This window comes from Kitasatospora sp. NPDC059088 (assembly GCF_042738155.1).
GTDB lineage: Bacteria > Actinomycetota > Actinomycetes > Streptomycetales > Streptomycetaceae > Kitasatospora.
This window is the reverse complement of sequence record NZ_JBHYGR010000036.1, coordinates 63500-73762: the sequence shown is the minus strand read 5'-3', so window position 1 is coordinate 73762 and position 10263 is coordinate 63500. Positions and strand designations below refer to the sequence as shown.

The 10263-nt window shown below is 74.3% G+C and carries 7 protein-coding genes; 2 read left to right on the top strand and 5 right to left on the bottom strand.

The features are described 5' to 3' along the window. Positions 1 to 453 precede the first annotated feature (453 nt). Complete coding sequence (locus ACFWXO_RS18520) at positions 454 to 1713, top strand: helix-turn-helix domain-containing protein (RefSeq protein WP_380524908.1); 1260 nt, start codon at positions 454 to 456, stop codon at positions 1711 to 1713. Here the strand turns inward: ACFWXO_RS18520 and ACFWXO_RS18515 are convergent. The 5 genes from ACFWXO_RS18515 to ACFWXO_RS18495 all read right to left on the bottom strand — a co-directional run bounded on the left by ACFWXO_RS18515 (position 1701) and on the right by ACFWXO_RS18495 (position 8832). Then, a complete protein-coding gene (locus ACFWXO_RS18515; RefSeq protein ID WP_380524907.1) occupies positions 1701 to 2903 on the bottom strand; it encodes a sigma-70 family RNA polymerase sigma factor in 1203 nt (400 codons plus the stop codon). The two genes, ACFWXO_RS18520 and ACFWXO_RS18515, sit on opposite strands and share 13 nt — an antisense overlap. Positions 2904 to 3050: 147 nt before the next feature. Further along, the gene (gene dnaG, locus ACFWXO_RS18510) at positions 3051 to 4967 is read right to left on the bottom strand and encodes a DNA primase (protein ID WP_380524906.1); all 1917 of its coding nucleotides are present in this window, start codon (positions 4965 to 4967) and stop codon (positions 3051 to 3053) included. 136 nt (positions 4968 to 5103) lie between these two features. Then, the gene (locus ACFWXO_RS18505; RefSeq protein WP_375892536.1) at positions 5104 to 6414 is read right to left on the bottom strand and encodes a deoxyguanosinetriphosphate triphosphohydrolase; all 1311 of its coding nucleotides are present in this window, start codon (positions 6412 to 6414) and stop codon (positions 5104 to 5106) included. A 272-nt stretch (positions 6415 to 6686) separates the two neighbouring features. Continuing rightward, on the bottom strand, positions 6687 to 7700 hold the full coding sequence (locus tag ACFWXO_RS18500) for an SGNH/GDSL hydrolase family protein (protein ID WP_380524905.1): 1014 nt from the start codon (positions 7698 to 7700) through the stop codon (positions 6687 to 6689). A 187-nt stretch (positions 7701 to 7887) separates the two neighbouring features. Then, positions 7888 to 8832 (bottom strand): PAC2 family protein, encoded by a 945-nt coding sequence (locus ACFWXO_RS18495; RefSeq protein WP_360228636.1) that lies wholly within the window; start codon positions 8830 to 8832, stop codon positions 7888 to 7890. Between the two features lie 688 nt (positions 8833 to 9520). On the opposite strand from ACFWXO_RS18495, the gene ACFWXO_RS18490 reads away from it, so the two are divergent. After that, positions 9521 to 10255, top strand: coding sequence for a GNAT family N-acetyltransferase (locus ACFWXO_RS18490; protein WP_375892532.1), 735 nt, complete (start codon positions 9521 to 9523; stop codon positions 10253 to 10255). The last annotated feature ends 8 nt before the right edge of the window (positions 10256 to 10263 follow it).

Sequence of the window (10263 nt, the reverse complement as noted above, 5' to 3'; positions counted from 1 at the left end):
CCCCGTTTGCTTGGGGTCAGGTGGGTTCGTTGATTTTTATAACACACAGGCTCTGCGCCCGGGAAACGCCGCGGTGGGAGGGCGCAGGGGAAGCGCCCTCCCACCGGGTGGTCCCGGTCGGTCGGGGCAGCCTCCCCCCGTGAGGCTGCCACGACCGGTGGGGGATCCGGGACTCCGTATCGGGCCGACCACGGCCGACCGGCCGGGGCCCGAACGAAACGGCCGGGGCGGTGGAACGCACCGGCAGGGAGAACTCTGCACGACGAACACATGACTGTTCGATGGTTCCGGGGGGTTGTGAGACACTTCCGTCCGTCTCAACGCCATGACCTGGAGTTTGGGACACCGGGCCGCTGAGGTTGGAGAACGAGGAGACGCCGAACGGCCGGACCGGGCGCGCACCTCCCGCCCCGTCGCACCGTCGTCCCGTCCCGCGACTCATGGAGGACCGCGTTGGCTTCCGTCTGGAAGGACCTGCCCGAGGAGCTGTCCGAGCCCGCCCGCCTGCTGGCCGAGGAGCTCCGCAAGCTCAAGGACGACGCCGGACTGTCACTGTCCGAGCTCGCCACCCGGACCCACTACAGCCGGGCCTCCTGGGAGCGCTGGCTGAACGGCAAGCGGGTGGTCACCGAGCAGGCGCTGGAGGCGCTGATCAGGGCGGTCGACTGCGACCCGGTGGTGCTGCGCCGGCTCCGGCAGCGGGCGGCCGTCCCCGTGGCCCCGGGGACCGTGGCCCAGGAAGCTGTGGCACGGGAGGCCGTGGCCCCGAAGACCGAGGACCGGGGCGGGGAGCCCGGGGACCGGAGCGCGGAGCCGGCGCCGACCGACGACGGGTCGGCCCCCGGGACCGACCCGTCCGAACCGGCCGCCGAGCCCGCCGAAACCGCCGAGCCCAGCGACGACCCGACCGCCGGACCGGTCGCCGGAGCCGCCGACGGGCCCGCCGCCGAGACCACCGGCGAGACCGCCGACGAACCCGCCGTCGCCTGGTGGCGCCGTCCCGCGGCCCTGGTCGCCGGTGCGGCCGTGCTGGCACTGCTGCTGGTGCTGGCCGGGCTGCACCTCAGCCGGCACGACGACCAGGCCTCGGCCGCCGACGGTCCGGCCCCGAGCACCTCGGCCACCGGCAGGGCCGCCCCGACCACGGCGGCCGTGGCGGGCGCCCCCGACTGCCGGGCCCTCGGCTGCGCCCACAAGGACCCCAAGACCACCGGCTGCGGCAGGGACGCGCGCACGCTGCAGACCCAGGTCATCGGCAAGGTCGTCGTCTACCTCCGCTACAGCCAGACCTGCCAGGCCGCCTGGGCGGCGATCTCCGAGGGCGAGCCCAAGGACTTCGCGGTGATCACCGACACCACCGGGGACAGCGAGACCGCGATGATCCACTGGGGCTACGACAACTACTCGCCGATGCTGAACGCGGCCGACCCCTCGATCGGCTTCCAGGTCTGCGGCACCCAGCCGGCCGGGCACGACTGCACCGGGACCGTCACCGACCTGGCCAGGGTGGTGGCCTCCACCCCGATCCCGATCGGCCCCGCCTCGCCGCCCCCGGGCGCCGGGGCCACGCCGAGCGACTCGGCCTCGGCACCGGCTTCGGCACCGGCTTCGGCACCGGCTTCGGCCGACCCGGCGCAGGGCGCGACCCAGGCACCGCCGGCCGAGCAGGTCTCGCCGAGCCCGGCCGCGTCCCCGCCCGGTCAGTCGAGGTAGCCGCGCAGCTGCTCGGCGGAGGCGTGGTCGCGGAGCTTGACCAGCGTCTTGGACTCGATCTGCCGGATCCGCTCCCGGGTCACGCCGAACACCGAGCCGATCTCCTCCAGCGTGCGCGGGCGGCCGTCGTCCAGGCCGTAGCGGAGCTGGACGACCTGGCGTTCCCGTTCGCCCAGGGTCGCCAGCACGGCGTCCAGGTGCTGGCGCAGCAGCAGGAAGGTCGCCGACTCGGCGGGTGAGGCGGCGTCGGCGTCCTCGATCAGGTCACCGAGCGCGACGTCGTCCTCCTCCCCGACCGGGGTGTGCAGCGAGATCGGCTCCTGGGCCAGCCGGAGCAGCTCGCGGACCCGCACCTCGGTGAGCTCCAGGGCGGTGCCGATGTCGGCCGGGCTGGGCTCCAGACCGCGCTCCTGCAGCAGCGCGCGCTGCACCCGGACCACCCGGTTGATCAGCTCCACCACGTGCACCGGCACCCGGATCGTCCGGGCCTGGTCCGCCAGCGCCCGGCTCATCGCCTGCCGGATCCACCAGGTCGCGTACGTCGAGAACTTGTAGCCGCGGGCGTAGTCGAACTTCTCCACCGCCCGGATCAGGCCCAGGTTGCCCTCCTGGACCAGGTCCAGCAGGGTCAGCCCGCGGCCGACGTAGCGCTTGGCAACGGACACCACCAGGCGCAGGTTCGCCTCGATCAGGCGGCGCTTGGCGATCCGGCCAAGGACCACCAGGGAGTCCAGTTCGCCGGCCAGCGGGTCGGGCGGCGGCGGGTCCGCGTTCAGCTGCTCCTCGGCGAACAGTCCGGCCTCGATCCGGCGGGCCAGTTCGACCTCCTCGACGGCGGTGAGGAGCCGGATCCGGCCGATCTCGCGCAGGTACTGGCGCAGCAGGTCGGCGGCCGGACCGCCGCCCTCGGAGCGCTCGGCGGGGCCATCGTCGTCGAGGTCCGGCTCGGCCGCCGCCTCCGGGCTGTCGGGGTGGCCCTCCGGCCGCTCCTGGGCGGGAACCCGTGGGCCCGGGGGCGCGGCCCCGGCCCGGCCGTGGTCGGTCTCCTGCTCCCCGGTCGGCGGCCCGGCGGGCTCGGCCCGTCCGGTCGGTTCGGTCGGTTCGGCTCGTCCGGTGGGCTCGGCCCGTCCGGTCGGCTCGGCTCGTCTGGTGGCGGTGGTCGCTGCGGCAAGGCCTCGGTCCACGGGCATCCCTCGGGGCGGGCGCGACTCTGGCGGACCCGCGCTGTACGGAGGTGGGACGCCCTCCAGTGTGGGGTACGCCACGCTCCGTGGCCGAGACTCGTGCGCCGACTTTCTGTGCGGGACTTCCCGGGGCCGTTCGCGCCGGAGAACCCGCTACAACGCCCCGGCGCCCCGGCTCTTGAGCTGGTCGCCGTACTGCTGGAGCTGCCACAGCTCGGTCTGCACCGCGTGCAGCTGCTCGGCGTCCGCCCGGTGGCCCAGCCGCTGGAGGTAGCCGCGGACCTCGGCGATCCGCCGGTCGACGGCCAGCAGGCGCAGCTTGACCAGGAACTCCCCCGCGTAGACCGCGTCCGCCTTGCGCAGCGAGCGCACCGGTTCGACGGTCAGCTCGGTCACCAGCGAGCGCACCTGGTCGTCCGGGGAGGCCTCGCGCACCGCGCCGGTGAAGTCGGGCGCGGCCGCCCCGTACCCGGTGCCGCCGGCCTTGGCGATGGCCTGCCGGACGGCGGTGTACGGCGGGGTCGGGAACTCGTCGTCGCCGTACTGGTCGAAGGCCGGGCTGACCAGCTCCGGGTGCTGGAGCGCCAGCTTGAGCAGCTCCCGCTCGACGAACTGGGCCGGGTCCCGCGGGTTGAGCCGGAACGCGGGCCTGGCCGGGCCCGGCACCGCGACGGGCTGCTCGGTGCGGCGCTGCTGGCCGTTGGCGCGGGGGTTCTGCTGCTTCTCCCGCTCCCAGCGGGCCAGCTGGGAGATCCGGCGGACCACGAACTGCTCGTCGCCCGGGTTCACCCCGACCATGCCGGCCAGCCGGATCGCGTAGCCGTGCCGGATCGACGGGTCCTTGATCTTCGCGACGATCAGGGCGGCCTCCTCCATCGCGGCGGCCTGCCCCTCGGGGGTCTCGACCCGGTGCTTGGCGACCGCCGTGTTCAGCGCGAACTCGAACAGCGGGACGGGGTGGTCGATCAGCTGCCGGACCGCCTCGTCGCCCTGGGCCAGCCGCAGGTCGCAGGGGTCCATGCCGCCCGGGCTGACCGCGATGGAGGTCTTGGCGGCGAACTTCTGGTCGTCCTCGAAGGCGCGCAGCGCGGCCTTCTGGCCGGCCGCGTCGCCGTCGAAGGTGAAGACCGTCTCGCCGCGGTACTGGGAGGTGTCCATCAGCAGCCGACGGATGATCTTGATGTGGTCCTCGGCGAACGCCGTGCCACAGGTCGCCACCGCCGAGGTGACCCCGGCCAGGTGGCAGGCCATCACGTCGGTGTAGCCCTCGACCACCACCGCGCGGCCCGACTTGGCGATCTCCTTCTTCGCCAGGTCGATGCCGTACAGCACGTGGGACTTCTTGTAGATCGGCGTCTCGGGGGTGTTCAGGTACTTCGGACCGTTGTCGTCCTCGCGCAGCCGGCGGGCGCCGAACCCGACCACCTCGCCCGCGATGTCCCGGATCGGCCACACCAGCCGGCCCCGGAAGCGGTCGATCAGACCGCCGCGCTGCCCCTGCGAGGCCAGGCCGCCCTGGAGGATCTCCTTGTCGCTGAACCCCTTGCCGCGCAGGTAGCGGACCAGGTGCTCCCACCCCGCCGGGGCGTAGCCCACCCCGAAGGTCTTCGCGGCCTCCTCGTCGAAGCCGCGCTCGGCCAGGAAGCGGCGGCCGATCTCCGCCTCCGCCGAGGCCAGCTGCTCCTGGTACCAGGCGGAGGCCACCTTGTGCGCCTCGACCAGCCGGGTCCGCTCGCCCTGCTGGTGGCGGGGGCTGTAGCCGCCCTCCTCGTAGCGCAGCGTGATGCCGGCCTGGGCCGCCATCCGCTCGACGGCCTCGGCGAAGGTGAAGTGCTCGATCTTCATCAGGAAGGCGATGGTGTCGCCGTTCTCCTGGCAGCCGAAGCAGTGGAAGACGCCCTTGGCGGGGTTGACGTAGAAGGAGGCCGACTTCTCGTCGTGGAAGGGGCAGACGCCCTTGTACTCGCCACCGCCACCGTTGGTCAGCTGTACGTAGTCGCCGACCACCGCGTCGATCGGCAGTGCGCTGCGCACCGCTTGTACGTCTTCGTCCCTGATCCGCCCGGCCACCCCGGAAGTCTACTGGGGCGGCCGGGGTTTCGAGCCGGGGCTGCCGGCCGGGTTCCGGCCGGGGCCGCGGCCCGGGTCCGGGCCCGGGCCGCGCCGGGCGGGCGTGACGTGGGCCTCACGTGGCCTGACGTGGGCGTCAGGTCCAGGAGGCCCCGACCAGCCTGCCGTGCAGGGCCAGCGCCGAGGCGTCCGTGAGGGTGGCGATCTGGTCGATCACGGTGCGCAGGGCGGCGCGGTCGTCCTCGGCCTCGTGGTACATCGCGGTGAAGACCGGGTCCAGCCCCTCGGGGGCGCGCTGGTTCAGCACGTACGCCAGCTCGGCGATCACGATCCGCTGGCGGGCCCGCAGCTGGGCCTGCTCGTCGCGCATCATCACGTAGAGGACGGCGACGGCCTTGAGCACCGCGACCTCCAGCCGGACCTCCCGCGGCACCACCAGCTCGGCGGTGTAGCGGGTCAGCCGGCCGGGGCCGTAGCGGGCGCGGGTGGCCTGCTCGGCGGCCAGGCAGAAGCGGCCGATCAGCTGGCTGGTGAGGTCCTTGAGCCCGGCCCGGGCACGCGCGGTGCCGTCGTAGCCCTGCGGCCAGAAGTCCTGGGCCAGCAGCCGGTCCAGGGCGGCGGAGAGCTCCTCCGGCTCGGCGTCCGGGGCGTAGCGCTCGGCGACCTTGAACAGGTCGGCGCGCTCGCCGGGGGCGCGCAGCGCGGCCGGGTCGATGTGGCCGGCCTGGAGGCCGTCCTCGACGTCGTGGGTGGAGTAGGCGACGTCGTCGGACCAGTCCATGACGGTGGCCTCGAAGCACTTGCGCCCGGCCGGGGAGCCGGCCCGCAGCCAGCGGAAGACCGGCAGGTCGTCGGCGTAGACGCCGTACTTGGGCGAGGCCGGGTCGGTCGGGTGGGCGCCCTTGGTCCACGGGTACTTGGTGGCCGCGTCCAGGGCGGCCCGGCTCAGGTTGAGGCCGACGCTGCGCCCGGGCCAGGGGGCGAGCCGGGAGGCCGGCTGCTCCTCCGCCGGCGCGAAGCGCTTGGGTTCGAGCCGGGTCAGGATGCGCAGCGACTGGGCGTTGCCCTCGAAGCCGCCGCAGGCCTCGGCGGCCTGGTCGAGGGCCTCCTCACCGGTGTGGCCGAAGGGCGGGTGGCCGATGTCGTGGGCCAGGCAGCCGGTCTCCACCAGGTCCGGGTCGCAGCCGAGGGCGGCGCCCAGTTCCCGGCCGACCTGGGCGCATTCGAGCGAGTGGGTGAGCCGGGTGCGCGGGAAGTCGCTGCGCATCGGGGCCACCACCTGGGTGGTGCCGGCCAGCCGGCGCAGTGCGGCGGAGTGCAGCACCCGGGCGCGGTCGCGCTGGAAGGCGGTGCGGCCGGGACGCTTGTCCGGTTCGGGGACCCAGCGGGCCTCGGCGGCGTGGTCGTACGGGAGCGGGGCGGCGAGGCGGTGCGTGGTGTCGTCCATCCACTTCCTTGCGTAGTCGGCCGGGCGCGCGGAGTGACATATACTCGGCCACCTGTCCTCGGGCAGCGGTCAGGGCTTGACCGTCATGAGGCTCCCAGAGCCGAGTGAGAAGCCGCTCCGTCATCGCGGAGAGGCGGAGTCACATGGCACTCACGGTACGCCGTCCCACTGACGCGGGAGGCGTGCCCCACGTGAGGCGCAGAGTGCGGATCCGTAGATCCATCACCACGTGCCGCCGACCAACGCGGTCGGCGGCACGGTCTGCGGCAGCCTCAGCCCCGGACGGCCTTGAGCAGCGCGGCGGCCACCCCCTCCTCCCCCTTGGCGTTGGGGTGGACCGGGGTGAGGCCGTGGGCCGGGAACGGCGGCTCGATCCAGCGGGCGTCCTCCCCCGCGCACATGTCGTGCCCGGCCGAGGGCCCGGCGGTGTCCACGAACACCGCCCCGGCGGCCTCCGCGCGCTGCTTGAGCATGCCGTTGAGCTGCTGCTCCTTCTCGGTGAGGAAGCCGAGGTCGGCCGCCGCGACCGTGGTGCCCAGGGTCGCCCGGCAGCCCGCCGGGTCGGCCGGGAGCAGGGCCGGGTAGCCGACCACGTACACCCGGGCCCGCGGGGAGCGGCGCCCGATCTCCCGGAGGACCTCGCCGAGCCGCTCGCCGGCCGCGTCGACCCGGGCCCGCACCTCGTCGGTGCCGCCGGAGGCGTAGTGCTCCCGGCAGGGCGCGGCCGCGCGGTCCTCGCCGACCAGGTCCTTCACCGCGTCCGCCAGGGTGGCCTTGGCGCACTCGGTGACGACCTCCATGAAACCGGCGTCGTTGCCGCCGATGCCCACGGTGACCAGCCGGGTGTCCGGGGTCAGCGCGTCCAGCTGGGCCGGGTTGGGGCCGTCGGCGGTCTTCTGCGGGCTCCTGAGGTCCCCGGTGCGGGCGCCGCTGCAGCTGACGTCCCGGAACTGCCCGGGCGCCACCCCGAGCGCCTTCGCCAGCAGGGAGGGGTAGTTGACCCCGGAGCGGGCGCAGCCGGCCGGGTCGCCGACCTGCGGGGCGATCCGGGGCCCGGCGGTGTACGAGTCGCCGAGCGCCACGTACGGGGCGACGGGCGGCGGGGTCGGTGTCGGGGTGGGGGTCGGGGTCGCACCGGCCGGGGCGCGACCGGGCAGGGCGCCCGCGAAGCCCCGGTCGGAGCCGTCCGGTCCGTCCGACCCGCCGCCGCACCCGGCCAGGGCGGCCAGCAGCAGGGCGGCCGAGAGGGCCGTCGCGACGGTCGACGGGCGGGTGGTCCTGGGCATGGCGTCCCCCCTGGGGGTGCGGGTCACGGGCAGCTGCGTACGCGGCGGCCGGTCCCCCCGGGCACCGCACGGCTCAACGTACGGGCGGCGCCGATGACTCCCGCCACGGCGTCGGCGTTACGCCGTTCCGGCGACTCCGCTCCCGTCACTGCGTTGCCGTTGCCCCGTTCCCGTTGCCCCGTTCCCGTTACTCCGCGCCGCGTTCGTGCTCGGCGAGGAACTGCTCGAAGCGCCGCCCCAGCTCGTCCGCGGACGGCAGGTCGACCGGCTCGGCCAGCAGGCTCTCCCGGCCCTCGGCGCCCGCGACCGCGTCGTACTGGCCCTCCATGCCACGGATGGCGGAGCGCAACTCGCCGTCGCCCTGGGCCAGCTGCTCCTCGATGTCGGCGTACACCTCGCCCGTCCGCTCGCGCAGCCGGGTGCCGGGCAGCACCAGTCCGGTGGCGGACTGCACCGCCTCCAGGATCAGCACGGCGGCCGCCGGGTAGGCCGAACGGGCCACGTAGTGGGGGACGTGCACGGCGAAGCCCAGCACGTCGTGCCCGGCCTCGGCCAGGCGGTACTCCAGCAGGGCCTGGGCGCTGCCCGGGACCTGCGCCTGCTCGAACCACTGCGGGTACCCCGGCGCGAGGTCGAGCCGGTTGCCGTGCGGCGTCAGGCCGACCGGGCGGGTGTGCGGCACGCCCATCGGGATGCCGTGGAAGTCCAGGCTGAGCCGGACCTCGAAGCGCTCCACCAGCTCCCGGACGGCGCGCGCGAAGCGCTCCCACTCGACGTCCGGCTCGGGGCCGGTGAGCAGCAGGAACGGGGCGCCGGCGGCGTCGCGGACCAGCTGGAGCAGGATCTCCGGCGGGTCGTAGGAGGACCAGTGGTCGTGGTCGAAGACCATCGCGGGGCGGCGGGCCCGGTAGTCGACCAGGCGGTCGTGGTCGAAGCGGGCCACCACCTGGGGGGAGCCCGTCTCCAGCAGGTGGGCCACCACCTGGGCGCCCGCCTCGCCGGCGTCCATGAAGCCCTCGAAGTGCTGGAGCAGCACCAGGCCGGCGCCGGTGTCGCGCAGCTCCGCGTTGGCCTCGGCCACGGCGGCCACGCCCCGCTCATCCAGCTCGTACAGCGCCTGGAAGTCTCGCACCGCGCACCCTTCCCCGTTCTCTGCTCGTCCCGCTCCGACCGGCTCTCGCCTTGTCCAGCGTGCCGGGACGCGCGGGAATTCCCGTTCCGGCCGACCGCTCTCGCGGACGGCCCGCCCCGCGACCCGCCCGGCAACACGCTCGGGGACCGTCGCCGACCGCTCCGGACCATGATCGCACCCGGGGGTAAAACCCCTGTTCACGGGCGTTCAACAGCCCCGTCCGGGGCGCGCGGTGGCGGCCCGCGCCGACATTCGGGTGCCGCGAAGTGACGCACCGCCTTCTGGCGGGTATCGTCCTCTCGCTGCCTCGCATCGTCGCGTCGTCGTCACGTCGTCCGTAACGCCGTCGATCACGACCCGGATCGCTGCTCGGTCAGACACCCACGACGCATCTTGCCTTCACCTGGCCGCCTGCTTCCCTTCGCGCACTCGTTACCTCTTCGGCCATTTCGCGGACGCACACTGTCCCGCTCGCTGTTCCCGCCGGACCGGTCCGAGGATCCGTGTCCGTTCCGGCACCCTCGCCGCCCGTTCCGGGCCGCCGCTCCGCCCCATCCGACCGGAATCCTCCGGCGCACACGGGTACCCGGAGCCGGAAACCGGGCCGGGGCGAACCCCTCGTCCACCGCAGCCCGTGCCGCACCCCGGCGCCGGATGCGCCCTACGACCGATGAAGGACCAAGGTTCCGTGCCAGCACCTGTCTTCCTCACCGGCCGCACCGTTCGGTTGGAGCCCCTCGCCGCCCACCACGCCGAGGCCATCGCCGCGGCCGGCGCCGAGGACCGTACGACCTATGCCTTCACCCCCGTCCCGCACGGTCCGGAAGCGGCCCGCGACTACATCGCGCGCGCCCTCGCCGACCAGGCCGCGGGCCGGTCGCTGCCGTTCGCGACGGTGAACGTCGCCGACGGCCGGGTGGTCGGCTCCACCCGGTTCCTGGAACTCGACTACTGGCAGGGCCCCATGGTGTGGCCGCCGGTGCCCGGCGTGCCGTTCGGTGATCCGGCCACGGCCGTCCCGGACGCCGCCGAGATCGGCAACACCTGGCTCTCCCCGCGCGCCCAGGGCACCGGCATCAACACCGAGGCCAAGCTGCTCATGCTCCGGTACGCCTTCGAGACCTGGGGCGTGCAGCGGATCTCGCTGCGCGCGGACGCCCGCAACCTGCGCTCCCGGGCCGCCATCGAACGGCTCGGCGCGACCTCCGAGGGGGTCCGCCGGGCGCACTCGCGCGGGCTGGACGGGGTGGTGCGCTCGACCGCGTTCTACTCGATCCTGGAGGACGAGTGGCCGGCCGTGCGCGACATCATCGAGCTGCGGATCGCCGCCGCCACCTCGCCGAGCGCCCCGGATCCGGCGATCAACCAGGAGTGTCTTAGACAGGGCGGCAGTGGCGCCGGGCAGCTGATGATCACCGCCTGAGCCGGGAC